This is a genomic window from uncultured Capnocytophaga sp. (assembly GCF_963525585.1).
Classification (GTDB): domain Bacteria; phylum Bacteroidota; class Bacteroidia; order Flavobacteriales; family Flavobacteriaceae; genus Capnocytophaga.
On the sequence record NZ_CAURLX010000005.1, the window covers coordinates 23156 to 45179 of the forward strand.

Consider the following 22024-nt stretch of genomic DNA (forward strand, 5'->3'; position numbering starts at 1 on the left):
AAACTATTCTATTTGTTGGTTTTACTTTTTTCGCCAAAAAGATTTAAAGCTCTCACCCAAGCCGTTTTTCTATAAGATATAAAAATATCTGCTAATAACAAAAATAGGGCAATAGCCAGAAACCACTGGAACTGATCCTTATAATCAGAGAATTCCTGTGATTCATATTCATTTTTTTCTATATTTTCAAGGGATTTTTGCAAATTCTCAATTACTTGTTGTGTATTAGCTCCATCGAAATACTTTCCATTAGTTTCCTGAGCAATTTGTTCTAATAGAGCCTGATTAAGCTTAGTTATAACTACCTCTCCATTTTGGTCTCTTTTAGGAAAAAATTGTCCGTTTTCCTTAATTGGAATTGTGGCTCCTTGTAAAGTGCCTAGACCTATGGTAAAAATACGTATGCCTTTATCTTTGACTTCCTGAAGAATCTCAGAAGCCCCTTGCTGATGATCCTCTCCATCGGAAAGAATTATAAGTATTTTGGAAGTTTGAGTACTATTCTCAAAATAGTTAATGGCTGTTTGTATGGCTTCTCCAATAGCTGTTCCTTGTGAAGAAAGCATATCCGTATTAATTCCTTGTAAGAATATCCTTGCTGAAGAATAGTCCGATGTCAGTGGAAGCTGAGGATATGCCTGTGCAGCATAGGGAATGAAAGCAATCCGATCTCCGTGTAGTATCTCAATAGTTTCAGAAATAATTCGCTTGGCTTTCTCTATTCTATTAGGCTTAACATCCTCTGCAAGCATACTTTTAGAGACATCTATAGCAAAAACAATATCTACTCCCTCCCTCTTGACCATTTCAAGCTTTGTTCCCACTTTAGGATTAGCAAGACCTACAATAATCATAGCAAAAATAAAAACAAATAGGACGAACTTAAGCCAAGTTTTGAAGAGGGAACGTTCTGGAACAAGTTTTGAAAGGCTAATCCGCTGAGCAAAAGCTTTGCTCGCTCTTGCCTTCCAGAATTGTAATCCCAAGTAAGCAACAGCAAAGAATGGAATGAGTAATAGTAAATAGAAATAAATTTTTTCTTCAATATGTATCATACAAAACCTCTAAATATAGTGTGTCTTAATGCAAATTCTCCTACAATGCAAACCAATGCCAAGAATGCCCATAATCTAAATTTTTCTTGATATTGATAGTATTTTAGTTCTTCTATTTTTGATTTTTCTAACTTATCAATCTCAGTATAAATTTGTACTAATTTTCTATTATCAGTAGCTCTAAAATAATGCCCTCCTGTAGTCTGAGCTATTTGTGTAAGTAATTTCTCATCTATCTCTACAGGCACCATACCATATTGCCAAGAGCCATCAGGGTTATAAGCTATGGGAGAAAGTGCTTTACCATTAGTTCCTATACCAATAGTATAAACACGGATACCATATTGCTTGGCTAGTTCTGAAGCACTTAAGGGATCAATAACTCCTGTATTATTAACCCCATCAGTCATAAGAATAATCACCTTACTCTTGGTTTTACTATCCTTTAACCTATTAATAGCTGTTCCTAGCCCCATTCCTATAGCTGTTCCATCCTCTATTTCTCCGTGCTTAATCTCACTAAGTGACTGCAATACGATATTCTTATCTGTGGTTGCAGGTACTTTTGTATAACTCTCTCCTGAATAGACAACAATCCCTATTCGGTCAGAGACTCTGTCCCGTATGAACTGAGAAGCTACTCGCTTAAGTGCTTCTATTCTATTAGGTTTTAAGTCCATCGCAAGCATACTCTCGGAAACATCAATAGCTAGGATGATATCAATCCCCTCGGTAACTTTTGTCTTACTAATCTCAGAAGAAGAACGTGGGCGAGCCAAAGCTATAATCAAAAAAGAAATTGCTAATAACCTGAGAACAAATAAAATAAATCGGAATTGTGTTCGCCACGTCTGTATTCCTTGAATTCCTTGCAAAGAAGAGAAAAGCACTGAAGGAGTTTCTTTCTTTCGCCAAAACCATTGCCATACTACAAGTAAAGGGAGTAATAGAAACAACCAAAAGAATTGTGGATTAACAAAAGTAATTTCTCTCATTTTCTTTTATAAAATAGGATTCTCTTTCAAGCCTCAAAGGTACTAATAATTTCGCTAATTTTCAATGGAAAAGTTATTTTTTTAAGATTCTATTTTTCAAAAAAATGGATATTATCTGCTCTAAATATATAAATGATAGTTCTTTATCAATTCTATTAAATAAAAAATAAATTAGTATTTTACATAGGAGATATCCATTAAAATTCTTAAAATAAAGACAAAAAAGAAATTCTATGAGAATTATATTGTAATTTTGTACCATAAAACTTGATATTTATTTTTACAATGAAGAGCTCCTATTTTTTCATAACTCTACTGCTTTCTTTTTTATCCTTCTCTCAAGGAAAAAAGAATGAATTTTCCAAGGAAGAACTTAAGAAAGCTCAAAAAGCAGAAAAGCAATCTCAGTTATTTGCTTATGAAGGTTACAAAGCCTACAAAGAAAAAAAAATACCTGATGCTGAAATGGATTATCGAAAATCTATTTCTAAAGATAAAAAAAATTCTATTGCAATCTATAATATGGGAGATGTTCTCTTCTCTCAAGAAGCCTACAAAGAGGCTGAAAGCTATTATAAAGAGGTTTCTATCAATAAAAATGCTACCAAGGAAGAAAAACATAAAGCTTTCCATAATTTAGGAAATCTTGCAATGAGAGAAAAGGAATATTCAAATGCTGTATCTTTCTATAAGGAGGCATTACGAAATAATCCAACTGATGAAGAAACACGCTATAACCTTGCTGTCGCTAAAGATCTTTTGAAAAAAGATCCTAAAACTGATGGGAAAAATGATGACAATAATCAGAAAGATACTAAAGGAAGCGACCAAGAAGATAAAAACAATAAAGACAATAATCAAAATAAAGACCAACAAGAAAACGATAAAAATAACCAAAAAAATCCCGATAACAAGGATAATAAAGACAAAAACAAAGAGGATAATGATCAAAACAAGAATCCAAATCCTAAAGATGATGACAATAAGAACCAGAATAACCCTAATAATGACAACAAAAATAAAGAAAACAACAACTCTGATGAAAATAATACGCCTAATACACCACAAGAGGGAGAATTCACTCCTGAACAAATTAAGCGTATTCTCAATGCAATAGATAATGAAGAGAAGAAAACTCAAGAAAAAATAAATGCCGAAAAAATTAAAGGAAGACCCAATAATCGTTCTAATAAAAAAGATTGGTAAGATTACCCTTTTAAATATCAAGCCATAATACACAACTCTTATGCGGAATTTTTTACTTTACATATTCATTCTCTCAGTAAGCTTACTCTCTGCTCAGAATATCTCTTTCACTGCAGAACCTTCACGTAAAACATTAGGTGAGAATGAGCGCGTTCAGGTGAACTTCATAATGAATGAAAATGGAGATAACTTCATTCCTCCTTCTTTCAAGGATTTTGATGCAACAGGACCTATCGAATCCAATTCATATTCTTGGATTAATGGAGTAAAAAGCTTCTCGAAAACCTATACTTATACTCTTCGTCCTTTGAAAAAAGGAAAATTAACCATAGGGGCGGCTTCTATAATTATTAATGGTAAAGAATATAAGACCAAACCTTTTTCGTTAGAAGTTACAGAAGCTGTATCTAACCCTCATCAGGCACAGACGATTCCCCCCACTAGTAATAATCCTTTTAATAATTTTCCCTTTGGTGGTTTTCCCTTTGGGATGGATCCTTTTAGCCCTGAAGAACAACAACCTACAGAGGCTATTGAACCTACAAAAGAGCAACTTTTCATCGTTGCTGAAGTATCCAAAAAGCAAGTTTATGTAAATGAGCCTATTTCTGTTACCTACAAATTATATATAGCTCCTCAATTTGGAATTAGGGAATATGAAAAGATTGAAATCCCTCGTTATCAGAATTTTTGGAACCAACAGCTATCTAGTAAATTCCAAATGGCTGAGGTAATACATAATAATAAACCCTATAGATGTATCACCCTAAAACAAGTATTATTATATCCTCAACAGGCAGGAGAACAAACTATAGACCCACTATCCATATCTTTCATTCTACAGTTGCCTATTAATAAAATAGACAGATTTGGAAACCGATTCTACACCACTCGTAGCAGAACTCTAGAGACAGTTTCTACTAAAATCAAGGTACTTCCCTTACCTGAAGAAGGAAAACCTGCTGATTTTTCAGGTGCTGTAGGAGATTTTTCTCTTTCTGTACAGTTCCCCACACAAAGGCTTAATGCTGGAGAAACATCTGTAGGAGATGTAGTCATTGCTGGAAAAGGTAATTTCAAGCTTTTTGATATTCCTAAGCTCTCCTTCCCTGCTGCCCTAGAAGCCTATAATCCTACCGAAAAAGAGCACCTTAATAGTACTCCTTCCGGTATTGTTGGAGATATTACTCATACTTACACCCTTATCCCTCAGTATAAAGGAAAATACCCTATTACACCTATCCATTTCTCTTTTTTCAATCCTAATACTGGAAAATATCAAACTCTTACCTCTGAAGAGTTCAATATAGAAGTTATCAATGGAGAACTCTATTCTGCTAATTCTAATGAAAACACACCTGATAATCCTTCCTTAGAATCACAGGACTTCCAAGGACTAAAACTTGATGCAGATCTCTCTTCTATGGCTTCCCATTCTTTCTTCGGATCGGTAACTTTCTTCCTATGCTGGCTACTTCCATTACTAATCATTCCTATCGTTATTTTATCGTGGTATTTCTATGAAAAACATAATGATAATAGCCCTGAGAATAGAATCCGACGTTCTAATCGATTAGCTAAGAAATACCTTTCTGTTGCTAAAAGAAATCTTTCTGATAAAGAAGCTTTCTATGAATCTTTGGAAAAAGGATTACATACTTACCTAAAAGCAAAACTACGTATTGAAACTACCGAACTTAATAAGGAGAAAATACAAGAACTATTATCCCTCAAAGGTGTAGAGAATCCCTTAATAGAGAGTTTCCTAAAGATAATCTCTAATTGTGAATTGGCTCGGTATGCTCCTTATACACAAGCCGATATTAATAATGATTACGAACAAGCTGTAGAGACAATTTCTTTACTTGACAAACAGTTATAAAGATAATGCTATGATTTCCTCAAAAACACCCCAATTGAACAGAGACCTTAGTTGGCTTTCTTTCAACGAACGTGTATTGCAAGAAGCCAATGATCCAAGAACTCCCTTGATTGAAAGATTAAGATTCGTTGGGATTTTTTCGAATAATCTCGATGAATTCTTTCGTGTCCGTTATGCAATTATTAAGCGCGATTGGAAAAATACAAAATCCCCTGTAGAAAAAAATCCTCTCCTTGAGGAAATCAATACTCGCGTGGTGGCTCTTCAGCAAAAAAGCCTTATGATTCTTGATAAAATCAGTCAAGAACTAAAAAACGAGAACATTTATATCATTAACGAGACCGAAATTCATCCCGACCATAAGGAATATCTCAAAGACTACTTTGTTCGTAACATTAGCCCTTTTCTTTTTACAATTCTCTTAGATGAAGTGGAGGCTCTCCCTACATTAAAAGACGATGTTGCTTACTTGGCTGTTCGTCTCGTGCTAGAAAATGCCTCTGAAAAGGAAAAAATACAATATGCACTGATAGAACTTCCCAAAACACTCGAAAGATTTGTAGTTCTACCGCCGATTAATGAACGTACTTACATTATTCTTTTGGACGACATCATTCGTTTTTGTTTTTCCACTCATTTTTATCTATTTCCTTACAAGGAAATTTCTGCTTATATGATTAAAATCACTCGTAATGCAGAATTAGACTTAGATCCAGACCTCAGTAAAAGTTTTATAGAAAAGATTTCCAATAGTGTAGAAGGAAGAAAAGCTGCCGAACCTGTGCGATTCATTTATGACAAACTTATAGACCCCAAAATGCTACAATTCCTAAAAGAAAAGATGGGAATTCAGCCTACCGACAGTATTATCGCTGGAGGACGCTATCATAACAGAAGAGACTATATGAATTTTCCTGATTGCGGACATAAAAACCTTTTACACACCCCTTTTACGCCCTGCCCTATCAAGAATTTTAATCTTGAAGGAAGTATTTTGGCTCAGATTGCTAAGCAAGACTATTTACAATATACCCCTTACCATAGCTTTTCTCATATTATTCGTTTTCTACGTGAAGCAGCTCTTGATCCTAAAGTAAAATCTATAAAAATTACTATTTATCGATTAGCCAAGCAGTCCCAAGTGATTAACTCTCTTATCAATGCCGTAAAAAACGGAAAAAAAGTAACTGCACAGATAGAACTTCAAGCTCGATTCGATGAAACTGCCAATATAGAGTATGCAGAACTCCTCCAAGCTGAAGGGGTAAGAATTATTTTCGGGATAAGAGGATTAAAAGTCCATAGTAAAATAGGAATCATAGAGAGAGAAGAAAATAACAGATTAAAACATTACGGATTCATAAGTACAGGAAATTTCAATGAATCTTCAGCTAAAATATATACTGATTATACACTTTTCACAGCTAACCAAGAGATTTTAGCAGATGTAAATCGTGTTTTTGATTTTTTCGATACACCTTTTCAAGTATTCCATTACAAACATCTATTAGTTTCTCCTCATTATACTAAAAGAAACTTCTTAAGACTTATTGATAAAGAGATTTCTCTAGCTAAGGAAGGAAAAAATGCTTTTCTGAAATTAAAAATGAATGGTCTTACAAACGAAGAAATGATTCGTAAATTGTACCAAGCAAGTCAGGCAGGTGTAAAAATACAAATGATTGTTCGCGGAGTATGTTGCTTACTCCCTGGGGTAGAAGGATTAAGTGAAAATATAGAAGTAATAAGTATTGTAGATCGTTTCTTAGAACATTCTCGATTATATATATTTGGTAATGATGGTAATCCCTTGTATTACATTTCTTCTGCAGACTGGATGTCACGTAACCTTAATCGAAGAGTAGAAGTATCCTGCCCTATTTATCAAGAAGATATAAAAAAACAACTTTGGGATAACTTTCATACAGCTTGGAATGACCACGTGAAAGCTCGTATTATCGATGTTACACAAAGCAACTCTTATAGAACTCAAGATAAAAACAAAAAATCATCTCAAGAGAATATTTTCACTTATTACAAAGAAAGATTACAAAATTAGTTTAAAATTTTTACACATAAATATTTCCCATATTATATAAATATTCTATATGAAAAGCATTGATATTGTAAAATAATCAATGCTTTTTTATTTTATCATATTGTAAAAATGAAATAACAGCTTGTTTTTCAAATTTACCAGCTTGTTATATGCATAAACAAGATTGATTATTTGATTTACAAGATATAAAATTAAAAAAAACAATATTGCTTATTATTTATACAAGGTATAAAATGAAAAATACAAAATTGTTTTTCTACATTTATAGATAGTAAAACTATTATTCGTAATAAGAAAAAATTCTTTCTACAATAGCAATACGCTTATTATTCTTGTAATAAATTTCCTCTGTACAGTTATTGAATTTGTCATAGTGGTAAATTGTTCTATTAGGAGAGGAAGTAGGTTTATCACTTATTTGCAGCAAGTTTCCTTTCTCATCATATGTATAGTACGTTCCAGAAATAAAATTTCCAGTGAGTAAATCAAAATTTTCTTCCTTAATAAGTTTATTTTCCTTGTTGTAAGAAAAAAGAGTCTTTCTAACCTCTCCTTCTAGAAAATAACTATAAATTTCTACTTCCTTATCGTTTTCAATACAGTGATAGGAACGAAATTCTTCTCCTTTGTATATTTGTATTTCTACTATAGCTCCTTTGGAATCATAGATGTAATATTTTGTTTTCTTATCAGAAATATTTTTATCGTCATATAATGAAGTAGTGTAAGTTGTTTTTTCATATACCTCATCATTGGATAAATATTGATAAGTAGTATAAAAACAAAACATAGGATAACATTCTATCTTTTCAGCAAGTAATGTACCTTCTTTAGTATATTTATAAAAAGTCTCGTTAGCTTCATCACTTAAAAGACTAGTAGATTTGTTTTTTTCGTGTGTAATATTTCCTTTACTATTATAGGAATACTTCTTTTTATTGATAAGCGTGTCATTTCTGTATTCTAAAACAGCTTCTTTTCTTTTGTTTTTATCAAATAACATTTCTACTTTAGATAAAATACCATCAATCTTGTATTCTTTGGAAATTATCTCCTTTCCCTCGTAGAAAATTTCTTCTTCTGTGTGCTGGGGATTATTTTCTTCTATGTATTTGTATTCATCGGCTTTTGTAAGTAGATTGTCCGCGTTGTATTGGTAAAATATCTTTTGGAAAAGTTTCCCATCGGTATAGTAGTTATAAAATTCTATGATATTTCCCTTTTTATCAAAGATGTATCGGCTATGTACGGGCATACGTTCTACTTTGGCATTCTTAGGGAATATCTTTACCTCTTTCCCATTTTTATTTTCATAATGGTAAATGAATTTCTCTACTGATTTTACTTTCCCTTGAGGAGTAATACCTAAGTTTCTAAGATGTTCGTTAGTATATCTATTAGGGTCATCTTCTTGTGCTAAAAGAGATACATAAAAACAAGAAGAAAAATAAAATAACAAACTAAATAAAAAATGTTTCATAGTATTAAAATATTTTATTCATAATAGGTAAAAGTTCTTTCGTAGATATAGTTCTTTCCATTATTATATTTTTCTATTTTGATAAGATTTTGATAGCTATCATAAGTATAAATTATTTTTTTTATTATTTTATTTCCTTTATAAGTTATTTCAGAGAGTAAGTTATTGTTTTTGTCATATCTATAAATATCTTTATCGGCTTCTTTATTATTATTATAAATAGTTTTTGTAAGATTATTAGCCATATCATAACTATTTATCCAATATTCTTTTTTATTATTGCTGTTATTGCTGTATAATAGTTCTATTTTTATTATTCTATCCTTATCATCATAATAATGAGTATAAGTTCTTACTATTTTTTCTTCTTCATAATCATAGAATTTCTTTATACGACATTTTTCATCATATTGTATTTTTTCTTTAGTAGTACTGTAATAATGTCCATTAAAAAATCTGGTATATTTTTCTTCTTCTATAAGTTGGTTTTCTTTATAATGATAAAATATATGTATTTCGTCTCCACTTCTATTCTTCTCATAACTTTCTATAGGTAAGTTGTCTTTATAAATGTTCTTAATGAGAATATTCTCATCTCCATCTATATTTTCTGTAGCCAAGATAAGTCTGTTCTGGTCATCATATTGGTACTTAGTGATACTTTTTTGACTGATAGAGAATTGTGTAAAATAATAATCTTTTTTGATAAGGTTGCCTCTTTCATCATATTCAAGTTTGTATTCCGAGTCTAATTTTCCTTTTAAATAATCAAGTTTCTTTATAAGCTTTCCCTTGTTATTGTAAGAATAGATAGTAGTTTCTGTGAGTGTATCTTTGTTGTAATAATGACTTTCTAAGAGCTGTTGCTTGTCATTATATTTGTATAGCTTTCGGTAAAGAGAAAGGGAATCACTTTCTTTAAGACTATAACCTTTTAATTCTTGTAATAGTCCTAATGGATTATAGAAATAAGATTTTTCTTCTATATAAGTTCCAAAGTTTTCTCCCCATATAAATTCTCTTAGATAAGTAAGACTATCTTTTTCGTTGTATCTCCTTTCATATTTGCTACTTATATTGCCGTGCATATCATATTTGATAAATAGAATTTCTTTTCCTTCTTTATCAAAGCCATAAGTATAATTATTATCAAAAATTTCCTTTTTTATAGTGTCATATTTATTATACTCTATAAAATAATGGGCAGTATGCATAGTTTTTACTTTTCCTAAAAGAGGTTTTTTGAACTCATCGTTTATAGCAGGATTTATTTTATATCTTTCTACTTTGTTAGCTGTATTTTGAGCAAATAGAGCAGTGGAGATAAATAAAAATGGGATTAAAAAATGTTTCATTGTATTAAAATATTTTATTCATAATAGGTAAATGTTCTTTCGTAGATATTACTTAGTTTTCCTTTATAATATTCCTCTATTTTGATACAATTTCCTATAGCATCATAATAGTAAAGTGATTTTGGATTTCCTTTTTCTCTTTTCCAAGCCTTTTCTATAAGGTATCCTTCAGGAGAATACTTATTTTCCCAAGTGGATTTTTCTTTTCCTCCCTTGTATAAAACACCTTTGATTTCTTTTCCGTTTTCATCATAGAAATAGTTTGTTTCTTGCTCTAAAATATTTCCTTGATATTCTAATTTTTTAATTATTTTACCTTTTTCGTTATATTTGGTAATAACTTTTCTATCTATGATATAGTCAATTCCAATTCCTCTATAGTAACTTTCTGTTTCTATAAGTTTTCCTTCTTTATAAGTGTACAATACGTAGGAATGATCATCATATTCTTTAATAAGTGTATTATTTTCATAAATTCTATTGGTAAGGATATAGGGCTTTTCTCCTTTTTCTTTTTCTGTAATACGAATAAGATTTCCTAAGGTATCATATTCGTATATAGTAGTGGAATGTTTTTTAGGATTTTTCTCTTTTTCTTTTTTTTCGAGGAGTTTACCCTTAGCATCATAAGTATAGAGAGCTGTATAGAATAATTTGTCCTTATAATAGTCTTCCTCTTTGATTATATTGTCTGCTTCATTATAAAAATATAGAGAAACTTTTGAACCATAACGGTCTATGTCTTTTCTCTCTACAAGTAAGTTTTTATCATTATAGAAATTAAATCTTTCTGCAGAGTAACGAATACTATCTATTACATAAGAGATTTTTCGGTAGGTAAGACTATCTTCCTTATTGAAAGTTTTTATCTCCCAATCCATTAGATTTCCCAGCGCATCATAAGTATAAAAAGCTATATCATTACCTCTTTTATCAAAGTGATAAGTGTAGGTATAAGGATTAATTTTATTCTTATGGAAAAGATGATATACAGCAACAGGAGTATCTCCCTGATATTCTATCTTGCAACCGACTGTATGCATCGTTTTTATTTTTCCACGAAGAGGTTTAGGAAAAAACTGATCATATCTTTCGTTTGTTTTATAGGGAATAGTATCTTTATTAGCTGTATTTTGAGCAGATATAACTATAGAAAAGAATAGAAAAGATAGTAAATAAAATTTCATAGAAGAAAAATTAAAATTATCTCACAGAACGAAGTATTTTAGGTAAGGATTCTTTCCAAAACAACCAGTTATGAGTGCCTTGTCGGAATATTTTGGTGTAGTTTATTTGTTTTTCGTCCAAGAACTGACTGAAAACTCTATTAGATTCAATTACTAAACTATCTTCTTCGCCACATTCCAAAGTATAAGAAGGAAAAAAGTTTTTCTGTGTAGGTAATTTAGTGTTGATAATTCCCTTAAGCAAACTCATAGCTGGTTCTATGAATCCTCCACTTGTGGAATAAGCATTTCCGAATAGGTTATGATATTGAAAAGCTAAGTAAGTTGCCCCGAAACCTCCCATAGAAAGCCCTGCTATATTCCTATGAGACTTTTCAGAAAGAATACGATATCTTCTTTCTATTTCAGGAATAAACTCTTGTATGAAAAAGTCTTCATAACGCATCTGAGGTCTGTTATAATAAAAGGAATTGAACCCATCAGGACAAATAATAATCATTTCTTTAGCACCTTCAGCTATAACTTCATCTGCAACAGCTTGTAAAGCTCCTTCATTGATCCAGCTTTTATAATTTTGGTTCATACCGTGTAGCAAATAGAGTACAGGATATCTTTTATTGGGTTCTGTAGCATAGCTAGGCGGAAGATATACTGAAAAATGTTGTTCTCCACCTAATATTTGGCTTTGTAGAGTTGGGGAGAGGTCTATTACACTTGTAGAAGAAGAATTATGAGAAGGAATAGTTCCTGTATGAGTAGCTTTTGAACAGGAAATAGATAAAATAATGCCTATAAGAAATAGAATTTGTTTCATTATTGTTAGTTTTTTCAATTAAGTTTCAAGAAATTAAAAAGTAACACCTAAGGAAAGGTTCACTCCTGAAAATTCAGAGGACGCAAGATTATTATATTTGTATTTTACACCTCCCTTATAGCGTTTGTAATAATAATTAACTCCTGCAGAAAAAGAAAAATAGTTCTGATGAGCAAAAGAAGTGTATTGTAATGCATAGGAAAGAGAAAAAGGAGAACGCACAAAGACTTCCCCTTTATTATTAAGAACCAACCCAAACTGGTGTACTTCATTTCCTATGTATCCAGCTCCTATTCCCCACCCTAAAGTAACCCGCTGAGTACGTACTCTATAATATTCGGCTGTTAAAGAAAGATAATCCAAGTGTTCTGTAGGATATCCTTTCTTGTTTTCCCAAAAATGTTGATATGAAAAAGAAGCTCCAAACCGGCTAGCAAAGCGTAAGCCTGCCTGAAAATGATTCTGATAAATGTGATTTCCTAAGAAAAGCTCGTTGGAGAGTTCTCCACGTAGGAGAGAGAACTTATCCAGCTGGCTTTTATCATAAGTATAATCGCCTATGTGATTTTCATAGTAAGGATAAGGAGAAAGTTCAGCCCGTGACATACGTCCATTATATTCGTAACCACTTTCTATGAGTAGGGAATAAGGAACACGTATGACTATATCAAAAAGTAACATTCCCACAAGGGGCGAATCCCAGAAAGAATAATTTCTTCTGGAATCTATCGTTACTTGATCTGAAGAACTTGAAGAAACAGCTGAAGAGGACGAACCCAAGGATGATTCCTGTGAAAGCTGTGCTTTCACCTCCTTGAGCTTTTCTTGAGAAAACCCTACTCCATTAAGGAATAGGGTAAATATTAATAGGTATTTTTTGATCATATGATTATGAACCTTGATGATTTTTCTTAAGTAAATCATTCACTGATTTTACAGGATTAAAAGTAACTTGAGGCACTTCCACAAAGATACTAATCCAGCCTGCCATAGCTCCATTCCATAAGCCTGGAAGCTCAAGTGCTTTCAGTGGAATTCCATTATAAGATTTTTCGGTAATAAAACTAAGTTTCTTATCCTGAAATTCTTCCAAATCAAACATTTCTCCTTTAAAATTCTTGATACAACATACAATATCTACGGGATTAAAGTGCGTAGAGGACTGTAATATCTCCCATTGCTTAGGATTTTTCTTATCTATTTGTGCTGTTTCTATAATCTGAAGACTTTCATTTCTTTCTTCGTCTCTCACCCAGAAAGGACCTCCTCCTATTTCACCTTCATTCTTAACCATTCCACATACACGTATGGGTCGGTTTAGTGCCTGATAGATGTATTCTATCATATAACGTTTAGCAAACTTATACACATAAGAAGGCACCTTAATATTAAGTTGAGAAAGGAATTTTAACGCCTCTGGAAGGTCTTTCTTTTTGAGTTTTTCGTTCTGTATCTGCTTGAGAATCTTATGTACTTTAGAACGTGTTTCCTCTAGTTTTCCAGCCAATACCTCTTTATAGAAAATAGCCTCATCACCATAATTTTCAGCTACTACATTATCAATATTTTTTATAAAGATAATATCAGCATTCAGTTCATTAAGGTTCTTTAGTAAAGCACCGTGCCCTGCAGGTCGGAAAAGAAGCTTGTTATTCTCGTCTCTGAAAAATTCGTTATCCAAAGTCAAAGCAACTGTATCTGTACTCTCACTTTGATGAGAAAAAGATACTTCAAAATGAACTCCATACTGTTTTTCCAAGCTAGGACGAATCTCTGCTAAAGTGCTAAGAAACTGATTTGTATATTCTTTTCCAATAGTAAAGTGAATATTAACAACCTCTCCTTGTGAAGCATATAAGAAAGCCTCTCTGAAGTGCTCTTCAAAGGCTGTAACTACCTTTTCCCCATATTTGTGAAAAGGAAAAAGTCCTTTAGGCTTATTTTTATAATTAAAAGGCTCTTCTTCTAGAAGAATTTTGGCAATATGGAGCTTTTGCTCATCCTCAGAGAGCCCTTCTAGAGAATGATGCGCTTGGATATACTTCTGAAGAGATTCATAAAAGGCAAATAGTTGAAGATGTTCAAAAAATATCTGTACATTTACATTGCCACTTTCTTTTACATAAGCTTCAAAAGTTTGCTCAAGTGGATTAAAGTCACTAGTAAAAGCAGAAAGGAATTGAAACATTCGTGTAGCGGAACCTGAAGCTGGAACAAACTTTAAAATATCCAAGCTATTTTTTTTCTTCTGGTAAGTAGCTACACATTGGATAGCCTCATCACGAGATAAGGAAAAAATTCCTGTTCCTACGTGAGCTGGAGCTACCAAATTCACAGGAGGTACTCCTGTAAGAAATAAAGCTACTTGTTCCTGTAACTTACTGACCTTAATTCCTTTCTCTCCCAATTGGAGTTGGTCATATTCGGTTAATTCTTTCATTGCTTTAGCTTTTTATTTATTTGTTGTATTCTATGTTGTACATTCCCTTGTAATATGGTAAAAGGAATTTGCTTTCTTTCCAGAAAATCTTTAAAAAAGATAAAAATTTCTTCTCTTTCAAAAGGCTTGTCTCTTAAGTCATCTGCCTGCCAAGGTACATCTGTATAGGTTAGGAACACCCAATCATAATGATGTTCCCAAGCATACCTCTCTATAACAGGATCACATTTTCCATAATAGATATAAGAGTATATTACGATTTCAAGCAAAGAAGTATCACAAAAAAGATACTTATTTGCCTTAGTTATCAGCTCATTTTCAAGGGCTATTTGACCTCTGGCTATTGGAAGAAGGTCTTCCCAAGTACATACCTTACGATATTTATCCCATTTTTCTTGTAAATATAAGCGCATATATTCTGGCACCCATTGGGTGGAATAGATCCGAGAGAGTTCCTGTGAAAGAGTTGTCTTACCAGTACATTCAGGGCCTACAAATACTATTCGCTTGCAAGAGCTTGAGGCTTGTATAAGTTCTTTTTCCATTCCTGATAAGCTAAAATGGCTATAATAGTGAAAACAAGATATTGAAGAGCCGTTAAAATAAGATTTTTATACATATATAAGGGAATAGAGATGACATTTCCTATAATCCAGAATATCCAATTCTCTATTTTTCGTCTTGCCATTAGCCACATCCCTACTAAAAAAATAGCTGTTGTAGTAGCATCAACCCAATCTGTCCATACAAAATGATAAAATCCTAATTCAATTCCCTCCCAAGAGAAATGATTACTGATATAGGGCTTAAAATAATAAACTCCCATTACAAAAAACCAACTAAGTAAAGATAATACTACCATTATCTTTGTATCATAACTATTCATCTGAGAGATTTCTACGTGAATAGCATCCTTACTATTCTTTGCCCACAATATCCAGCCATATATACTCATTATTGTATAATAGGCATTGATAAGCATATCCCCAAAGAGCCTTCCTTCCCATAACAGATAGACAAAAAGAACAGTATTAATAATCCCTGTAGGATATACCCATATATTCCTATTTTTTGAAAAAATGACACTAATTAATCCAAAAAAAACTCCTATTACTTCTACATATATTAAGTGTGTAGGAACTCCCTGATATTGTGCAAAAATCCAATCAAAAATAAGGTTCATATTCGTGTCGGTCGGATTTCACTATTTTTATGTAAATAAGCCCGCTCTCAAGAAGATCGAATACTTCTTTCACCTCATTGGTCAAAACTTCCATAACACGATCATACTCTCCATACACCTGAGTACTCAATGGGTTTTCATATACAATAAGGCCAGAGGCACGAAGCTTCTTGATAAAGTGAATAACAGGTACTCTAAATTCATCCTGTAGCGGACTAAGGGTAAGCTCTACAGATACTTTCATATAAAATATATTTTTATTTTTCGTAGAGCAAATATACTAAAAAAAAAGGAAATAGCATATATTTTTTGAATATATTTTTGCTACAAATACAAATAATAGTAACTTTGCCTGCTGTAACAGTAATCCCAAAACAGAGATGGCAAGGAAAATAAAACTCTCCAAACAGTTTCTTAGAAGAAGTATATACTTCCTTCTTTTCCTCTTTTCGATGGTGATAGTAGTAATACATAATGCTGATAGTACCATACGCAAGGCTAGTGAAGAGAAGTGCTATACGGAAATTGATAGTATTCCCCAAAATAAAGTAGCCCTACTCTTAGGAACTAGTAAAACCCTCAAAAATGGGCAGTCCAACCTATATTTCAAATATAGAGTAGAAGCTGCTGTAGCTCTCTTTAAAGCTAAGAAAATTGATTTTATCCTTATCAGTGGAGATAATAGCAGGCAGGATTACGATGAACCTACCGATATGAAGGAAGCCTTGGTCGATATGGGTGTCCCCTCTGATAAAATTTATCTTGATTATGCAGGATTTCGCACTCTGGATTCCATAATCAGAGCTAAGGAAATTTTCTCCCTTACAGAACTGACTATCATCTCTCAAGCTTTTCATAATGAAAGAGCTATCTATCTGGCTCAAAAGTATGGTATCAAAGCTATTGGCTTTAATGCCAAGGATGTGGATAAATACTCAGGTTTTAAGACCCAAGTAAGGGAGTATTTTGCCCGTGTGAAAGTCTTTTGGGACTTGACCTTTGGGGTACAGCCAAAGTTCTTAGGAGAAAAAATAGAAATTCATTAATTATGCAGGCATTAGGAGATTTATATTTGATTCCCAATTTGTTAGGAGAAAGTTCTATAGAAGAAGTTTTACCCTCTCGTGTGAAGGAGGTAATTTCAATCTGTAACCACTTTATTGTAGAAAACGAAAAGAATGCAAGGCGATTTATCAAGCTGATGATTCCCCAAAAGCCTCTTAATCAAGTGGAACTATTTCCTCTAAACAAACATACTGCCACAGAAGATAAAGAGAGCTACCTTACTACTTGCTTAGAAGGAAAACCAATGGGAATTATCTCCGATGCGGGATGTCCAGCTATTGCAGACCCTGGTAGTGAAATTGTTCGTATGGCACATCGTAAGGGTATTCGAGTGATTCCCTTGGTGGGTCCCTCTTCTATCCTGCTTTCCCTTATGGCTAGTGGAATGAATGGACAATCTTTCGCCTTCAATGGATATTTGCCTATTGACAAAGCAGAAAGAAAAAACGCCCTAAAAAAGCTAGAAAAACGTGCTCGAGAGGAAAAGCAATCACAGTCCTTTATTGAAACACCTTATCGTAATGAAGCTCTATTACAAGAAATTATCCAGACACTCTCTCCTGATACTTCACTCTGTATTGCCTGTAATATCACCTTAGCAGAAGAATCTATCCATACTTTTACATTAAGAGAATGGAAGCATAGAAGCAAAGATATACATATACAAAAACAACCAACTATTTTTATTATTTATTGAAAAAGAGGCTCATTAGAGCCTCTTTTTATATGATGTTATCTACTTTCGTCTCTTTCTGATAAAGAGAATGAGTCCTACAAAAGCAATTCCTACAGCAAGGATTATCCATAAGGAACCAAAAGATACTTTCTGTTGCTCTGTTGCTGTTGAGCTTTCTTCTTTCTTAAGGACTTTACTATCTTTGTCCTGTGAAATCTCCGCACTAGATTTCTTGGCTAAGGAAAGTTGTTTCTGGTAAGCTTGTGCTTTCTCCACAGAAGCCTTCTGAGAAATATAATCCTGTAATTTCTTATTATCTGAAGAGAATTGAGAGGCTTCCACTCCAAATTCTTTTGCCAAATCTGTATGAAGGTCTGCTAGTTTCTTTATCTGTTCTGTAGTTGCCTTCCACATTCCTTTACGAGTTGCTTCAAGCATTACTGCGGTAACTTCCTGTAGAGCTCCCACATTCTCTTTTTCAATAAATTGGGTAACTCCAAGTTGGTGCTTATCCTCTATATAGGTTTCATATACTTCATTCCATAAAGCATCATCTATTAGTTCAGGACGTGTGGCTTCCCAACCGTGCATATTCACTACAATTTCTTGTATTTGTCCTGCACTAGAAGCTTTCCCCTTCATCATTTCTTTGATATACTTAGGATTGAGAACTGTTGAGCGAGCCTCTACCCCTACAGCTTCCTTTAGTTCTTGCATATGCATATTCTTATGATTGCGGTAATCAGCAAGATAGGCATCTGGATCCTTTCCTGTTACTTCCTTAATAGAAGCATTCATTCCTCCCATAAACTCAAATACGTGATCCAAGCTCAAAGCCCCCCAAGTATTATTCTGACGAGGATGAATAAGAATATCAGTATGCTTAAGAGCAGCCCTAAACATTCCCTCTTGGAACTTGCTCCAGTCCTCTTTAGAACCATAAAGAGCACCCATATTATGCATATACACCTTAGCTATATCAGCTGTGGATTCCCACTTATCTCCTGCATTAATAAGCCCTTTGATATTAGTACCATAAGCCCCTTGTAATCCTCCAAAAATACGAGAAGTAGATAGCTCTCGGGCATCTTTAGGAGGAATTCCTGCATTTACTAGTTCTTTCTCTATATCCACTGTTCCTGCACTAACTTCATTTGTATATTTTTCTTCAGGTAATGCCGAAACCATCTCAATAGCTTTTGTTATAAGAAACAAACGAGAAGCTGCTAAGTCTCGGAACTGCCCTGAAGTCTGAACAACAACATCTATTCTAGGACGTCCTAACTCCTCTGAAGGAATCAAACGAATATCCCCTACACGACCAAAAGTATCCCACACAGGTTCTACTCCTAATAAATAAAGTACTTGAGCTATAGTAACTCCTTCTGTTTCAACAAATTCAGAACTCCAGAAAGTAAAAGCTATTTTTTTAGGATATTCATTATGGTTCTTTTTATATTCCTCCAAGGTACTTTGAGCCAAAGCAACTCCTCTATCCCAAGCTAACTTAGATGGAGTAGCTTCAGCATTAATTGCATAGAGATTACGTCCTGTAGGAACTGATTTGGGGTTAGCTACTGCATCTCCTCCTGAAGAAGGTGGTGTATATCCACCATTAAGCGCATTGAGAAATGCTTTTTCCTCTATAGAGGGACTATTCTGTAAGGTTTCCTTGTAAAAAGATATATTAGTAATAGCCATTTCTATATCTACAATGGCTCGTGCCCGTTCTGTTTGAGCCTTTTTGGCAGCAAGTTCTGCTATTTCTGCTTCAGTAAGTACTTTTCGTTCTTCTTTTTTAGTAGGTACTTGCACTTTTTTCTTTGTTTTGGTGGCTTTTCCTACTGCATCAGGCTTTTTGGCTACACTATCCTTAGTTTCATTAACCGTAGGCTTGGTCATATCAGATACAGATTTATCTTTGTCCTTAGCCTCTGCTTGCTTACGCATAAATGAGGGAATTCCAGCTTGTGCTTGCTCTGCTAGGAAATCCTTTGCCTCCTTAAGATCTTTTTCTGTAATGTGAGCATAATTACAGATAAGTTCATTAGTAACAGCTTTCCCAGCAAGCACTTCCTTTATAAGAAGCTTAGCTGGATTGAGATATTTTTCAGTAAAGAAAGTTTTTTTCTTTATTTCTTTATCTGTTACCTTACCATTAAGTTTGTCCAAAGTAGCCATACTATAAGCAATAGGATCTACGGACATAGCTGAAACAGTCGAAAGTACTTTTTCAGGAGTATAAGGAACTCCCATTGTATAATACTCTCCATTTATTTTCTCTGAGGCAATTTCTTCTGCAAAATTAGATAATCGGTCTATTTCTTCCTCTGTATAAGGCTGAGAGAGAATACTATCCAACCTTAAATCACGATGTAAGCCCATTTCCACCGCTAATTTCTTAATATGTAGGGAGATTGCATTCTTATCTGTAGGATTTTTTGCTTTTTCATAGGCAAGAATATCTTTTTCTAGTTCACTAAAAGTAGTACGCATATCACTTTCCGTAAAAGCTGGAGTCAGATAAGAAAGAATTGTTGCATAAGAACGTCTCTTAGCCATTATAGACTCTCCGATATTTCCTATAGAATAGTAATAGAAATGAGGGACTGTCCCCACAAGAATATCACCCCAATCATAATCAGAAAGAGCCACTTGCTTATTAGGAGTGAATTCTAAAGACCCGTGAGTACCAAAGTGTATCAAAGCATCTGCCTTAAGGGCATTCTGTACCCACAAATAAGCCCCTATATAAGCATAAGGAGGTATTTCTTTTACTCCGTGCTGTACTTTAAAATCATCATCAGTACTTAGTGCTGCAGGTGGCTGAGGCAGAATGATTATATTTCCAAAAGTTACCTGAGAAATCCCTAGATATTCTTTTCCTTCCTTTGTTGTAGTCAGGTAATTCCCTGGAGAAGCTCCATTATGAGCGACTACTTCCTTATAAAGCTTCTCAGGAAGAGCTCCCTTAAGCCAAAGATCTAATTCTTGAGATTCCACTAAGGCAGGACTTCCTTCCTTAAAGAATTTCTCTATCTCACCCTTAGAGGAAGCCCGATAGGTATTTGCTTGCTTGTGAAGCACTTGAGTAAATTCTTCTACACTATCGGGAAGGTTTTCAACAGTATATCCTTGATTTTTAAGATTTTTCAAAAAATGATACAAAGATTCTACAACTTCCAAACCCTGTGCTACAGGAATAGCAGGTCCTTCCCCTTTGTAATATACAATAGCTAACTTCTTGTCTTTATTATCCTTAGTTTTCAGCTGTGTAAAATTCTGTATAATTTGAGCAAACTTATCAGCTCTGTTGGGGATAGCATCCAAAAAATAATATCCATCCTTATTCTGGTTTTGAGCAATGACTACATAAGGGTAAATAGCCCCATCCAGTTCTGGCATTACTACAGTCTGCCCTAGGAATCCTCCAAAAAGCCCCATAGGATCCTCTTCCCATTTCTCCTTAAGGGAAAGAATACTAAGCCCTGTAAATAAAGGTATATTTTTCTCCTTCAGGTAAGTGATAAATGGTTCTGGATTCCCCATAAGCAATTGACCGTGAGGAAAATATACAATTGCATCAGGATTTATTTCCTTGAGAAATTCCATTCGCTTATCTATCTGAGCTGTAAAAGGATATACATTAAAGCCTTTATTCTGTAAGGCAGTAATCACTCCATTGAGGTGCTCCTTATTCCCCGCAAAAGGATCGTGAATACCTGCTAATACGGCTATTTTGGGAGCATTTTCTCTGTAGAAATGATACTTTTTTATATAGGCTTCATAGGAAGAAAGTGTATCAAAGGAAAGCTGATCATCTAAGTGAAAATAAGCATTATCCTTACGCCCTATCGCTGGAGAGGGTTCTGTAACAAACCATTTTTTATCAATATATTTCCGCACATAAAGAGCCAAGTTCTTATAATTCTCCTTATTTCCACTCTCAAGATACTTTGAGATACGTTCTAGATCCTTTTCGTCTAAGTTACTGATATCATTATCAGGATTAGTAACCATAAAGCTATGAAAAGGTACTTTCTCAGCCGCTTCTATCAGCTGATTACGTTGCTGATCTGTAACCCTTAAGCCCATTGCCCATACCAATACAAAGTCATAATCCTTAAGCCTATCAAGCTCTTCTAAGGGAACTTCCTCATACTTGATGAATTTATCTGTATTAGAAAGAGCCATATTGGATGCCTGATAGCTCAGGTAATTTACTAGAGCTATACGTGTGGGCGATACATATTTACAATAAGTAAAATACCCCCCTCCCACTAGTAATAACAGAGAAATAAGTAATAGAATTTTCTTTCTCATCTTCTTTTAGATTGATTTAGATTGATTATTAATTAGAAATTTTAAGGCAAAGGTACAACTTTTTTTCAAGATATTCTATTTTTATTCAGAAAAAATAAATAAAATTGAAAAGTATTTTTATATTTATGAAATTAACCTTCATTTAATTAATTTTTTATATTTATGGTGTTTTTGTGAATTTTATTAACTTTTTATTTATTCTTATGATTATAGGTAATTAACAACGAAAGCCTTTTTGTTGAAAATTATTTTTTATTTGTTAAAAATCTGTCTTCATATCTTTCTATTTATCTTTCTAATTCAT

General features: G+C 33.4%; 17 protein-coding genes. 5 read left to right on the forward strand and 12 right to left on the reverse strand.

Annotated elements, in window-relative coordinates; all coding sequences use genetic code 11:
• Positions 1 to 8: 8 nt before the first annotated feature.
• Together RYK20_RS02365 and RYK20_RS02370 are read right to left on the reverse strand one after the other, a co-directional pair.
• Positions 9 to 1055, reverse strand: a complete 1047-nt coding sequence (locus RYK20_RS02365; RefSeq protein ID WP_314894280.1) for a VWA domain-containing protein — start codon at positions 1053 to 1055, stop codon at positions 9 to 11.
• Positions 1052 to 2050, reverse strand: a complete 999-nt coding sequence (locus RYK20_RS02370) for a VWA domain-containing protein (protein WP_297977985.1) — start codon at positions 2048 to 2050, stop codon at positions 1052 to 1054. The genes RYK20_RS02365 and RYK20_RS02370 overlap by 4 nt, the downstream gene beginning before the upstream one ends.
• Positions 2051 to 2335: 285 nt before the next feature.
• Here RYK20_RS02370 and RYK20_RS02375 point away from each other — a divergent pair, with 285 nt between their 5' ends.
• The 3 genes from RYK20_RS02375 to ppk1 are packed head-to-tail and all read left to right on the forward strand — an operon-like array spanning position 2336 to position 7197.
• Complete coding sequence (locus RYK20_RS02375) at positions 2336 to 3256, forward strand: tetratricopeptide repeat protein (RefSeq protein WP_314894281.1); 921 nt, start codon at positions 2336 to 2338, stop codon at positions 3254 to 3256.
• A 40-nt stretch (positions 3257 to 3296) separates the two neighbouring features.
• Positions 3297 to 5138, forward strand: coding sequence for a BatD family protein (locus RYK20_RS02380; protein ID WP_314894282.1), 1842 nt, complete (start codon positions 3297 to 3299; stop codon positions 5136 to 5138).
• Positions 5139 to 5148: 10 nt separating this feature from the next.
• Positions 5149 to 7197 carry a polyphosphate kinase 1 gene (ppk1, locus tag RYK20_RS02385; RefSeq protein ID WP_314894283.1) on the forward strand — a complete coding sequence of 683 codons (2049 nt, stop codon included), beginning with the start codon at positions 5149 to 5151 and terminating at the stop codon, positions 7195 to 7197.
• A gap of 280 nt (positions 7198 to 7477) precedes the next feature.
• On the opposite strand, the gene RYK20_RS02390 is transcribed toward ppk1, so the two are convergent.
• The 9 genes from RYK20_RS02390 to RYK20_RS02430 are packed head-to-tail and all read right to left on the reverse strand — an operon-like array spanning position 7478 to position 15900.
• A complete protein-coding gene (locus RYK20_RS02390; protein WP_314894284.1) occupies positions 7478 to 8677 on the reverse strand; it encodes an RHS repeat protein in 1200 nt (399 codons plus the stop codon).
• A gap of 14 nt (positions 8678 to 8691) precedes the next feature.
• Positions 8692 to 10032 (reverse strand): ATPase, encoded by a 1341-nt coding sequence (locus RYK20_RS02395; RefSeq protein ID WP_314894285.1) that lies wholly within the window; start codon positions 10030 to 10032, stop codon positions 8692 to 8694.
• Positions 10033 to 10046: 14 nt separating this feature from the next.
• Positions 10047 to 11219 (reverse strand): hypothetical protein, encoded by a 1173-nt coding sequence (locus RYK20_RS02400; protein WP_314894286.1) that lies wholly within the window; start codon positions 11217 to 11219, stop codon positions 10047 to 10049.
• A gap of 16 nt (positions 11220 to 11235) precedes the next feature.
• Positions 11236 to 12033 (reverse strand): alpha/beta hydrolase-fold protein, encoded by a 798-nt coding sequence (locus tag RYK20_RS02405; protein ID WP_314894287.1) that lies wholly within the window; start codon positions 12031 to 12033, stop codon positions 11236 to 11238.
• A 33-nt stretch (positions 12034 to 12066) separates the two neighbouring features.
• Complete coding sequence (locus tag RYK20_RS02410; RefSeq protein ID WP_314894288.1) at positions 12067 to 12957, reverse strand: hypothetical protein; 891 nt, start codon at positions 12955 to 12957, stop codon at positions 12067 to 12069.
• The gene (locus RYK20_RS02415; RefSeq protein WP_314894289.1) at positions 12923 to 14473 is read right to left on the reverse strand and encodes a DUF4301 family protein; all 1551 of its coding nucleotides are present in this window, start codon (positions 14471 to 14473) and stop codon (positions 12923 to 12925) included. Before RYK20_RS02415 ends, RYK20_RS02410 begins: the two co-directional genes overlap by 35 nt.
• Entirely contained in the window at positions 14470 to 15018 is a 549-nt protein-coding gene (locus RYK20_RS02420) for an ATP-binding protein (protein ID WP_314894290.1), read from the reverse strand. The genes RYK20_RS02415 and RYK20_RS02420 overlap by 4 nt, the downstream gene beginning before the upstream one ends.
• Entirely contained in the window at positions 14973 to 15656 is a 684-nt protein-coding gene (gene pnuC, locus RYK20_RS02425) for a nicotinamide riboside transporter PnuC (protein ID WP_314894291.1), read from the reverse strand. The genes RYK20_RS02420 and pnuC overlap by 46 nt, the downstream gene beginning before the upstream one ends.
• Positions 15640 to 15900: a thiamine-binding protein gene (locus RYK20_RS02430; RefSeq protein ID WP_314894292.1), complete on the reverse strand. Its 261-nt coding sequence runs from the start codon at positions 15898 to 15900 to the stop codon at positions 15640 to 15642. Before RYK20_RS02430 ends, pnuC begins: the two co-directional genes overlap by 17 nt.
• A gap of 136 nt (positions 15901 to 16036) precedes the next feature.
• Between RYK20_RS02430 and RYK20_RS02435 the strand changes: the two genes are divergently transcribed.
• Entirely contained in the window at positions 16037 to 16702 is a 666-nt protein-coding gene (locus RYK20_RS02435) for an ElyC/SanA/YdcF family protein (protein ID WP_314894293.1), read from the forward strand.
• A 2-nt stretch (positions 16703 to 16704) separates the two neighbouring features.
• On the forward strand, positions 16705 to 17418 hold the full coding sequence (locus RYK20_RS02440; RefSeq protein WP_311455747.1) for an SAM-dependent methyltransferase: 714 nt from the start codon (positions 16705 to 16707) through the stop codon (positions 17416 to 17418).
• A gap of 39 nt (positions 17419 to 17457) precedes the next feature.
• On the opposite strand, the gene RYK20_RS02445 is transcribed toward RYK20_RS02440, so the two are convergent.
• Positions 17458 to 21720: a cobaltochelatase subunit CobN gene (locus tag RYK20_RS02445; protein ID WP_314894294.1), complete on the reverse strand. Its 4263-nt coding sequence runs from the start codon at positions 21718 to 21720 to the stop codon at positions 17458 to 17460.
• Positions 21721 to 22024: the final 304 nt, after the last annotated feature.

Bases quoted from the DNA above. Each gene is read 5' to 3' on its own strand.
- RYK20_RS02390 (WP_314894284.1), bottom strand. From the start codon at position 8,677: ATGAAACATTTTTTATTTAGTTTGTTATTTTATTTTTCTTCTTGTTTT.
- RYK20_RS02375 (WP_314894281.1), top strand. From the start codon at position 2,336: ATGAAGAGCTCCTATTTTTTCATAACTCTACTGCTTTCTTTTTTATCC.
- RYK20_RS02445 (WP_314894294.1), bottom strand. From the start codon at position 21,720: ATGAGAAAGAAAATTCTATTACTTATTTCTCTGTTATTACTAGTGGGA.
- RYK20_RS02440 (WP_311455747.1), top strand. From the start codon at position 16,705: ATGCAGGCATTAGGAGATTTATATTTGATTCCCAATTTGTTAGGAGAA.
- RYK20_RS02405 (WP_314894287.1), bottom strand. From the start codon at position 12,033: ATGAAACAAATTCTATTTCTTATAGGCATTATTTTATCTATTTCCTGT.
- RYK20_RS02420 (WP_314894290.1), bottom strand. From the start codon at position 15,018: ATGGAAAAAGAACTTATACAAGCCTCAAGCTCTTGCAAGCGAATAGTA.
- RYK20_RS02430 (WP_314894292.1), bottom strand. From the start codon at position 15,900: ATGAAAGTATCTGTAGAGCTTACCCTTAGTCCGCTACAGGATGAATTT.
- pnuC (WP_314894291.1), bottom strand. From the start codon at position 15,656: ATGAACCTTATTTTTGATTGGATTTTTGCACAATATCAGGGAGTTCCT.
- RYK20_RS02395 (WP_314894285.1), bottom strand. From the start codon at position 10,032: ATGAAACATTTTTTAATCCCATTTTTATTTATCTCCACTGCTCTATTT.
- RYK20_RS02415 (WP_314894289.1), bottom strand. From the start codon at position 14,473: ATGAAAGAATTAACCGAATATGACCAACTCCAATTGGGAGAGAAAGGA.
- RYK20_RS02370 (WP_297977985.1), bottom strand. From the start codon at position 2,050: ATGAGAGAAATTACTTTTGTTAATCCACAATTCTTTTGGTTGTTTCTA.
- RYK20_RS02400 (WP_314894286.1), bottom strand. From the start codon at position 11,219: ATGAAATTTTATTTACTATCTTTTCTATTCTTTTCTATAGTTATATCT.
- RYK20_RS02365 (WP_314894280.1), bottom strand. From the start codon at position 1,055: ATGATACATATTGAAGAAAAAATTTATTTCTATTTACTATTACTCATT.
- ppk1 (WP_314894283.1), top strand. From the start codon at position 5,149: ATGATTTCCTCAAAAACACCCCAATTGAACAGAGACCTTAGTTGGCTT.
- RYK20_RS02380 (WP_314894282.1), top strand. From the start codon at position 3,297: ATGCGGAATTTTTTACTTTACATATTCATTCTCTCAGTAAGCTTACTC.
- RYK20_RS02410 (WP_314894288.1), bottom strand. From the start codon at position 12,957: ATGATTTACTTAAGAAAAATCATCAAGGTTCATAATCATATGATCAAA.
- RYK20_RS02435 (WP_314894293.1), top strand. From the start codon at position 16,037: ATGGCAAGGAAAATAAAACTCTCCAAACAGTTTCTTAGAAGAAGTATA.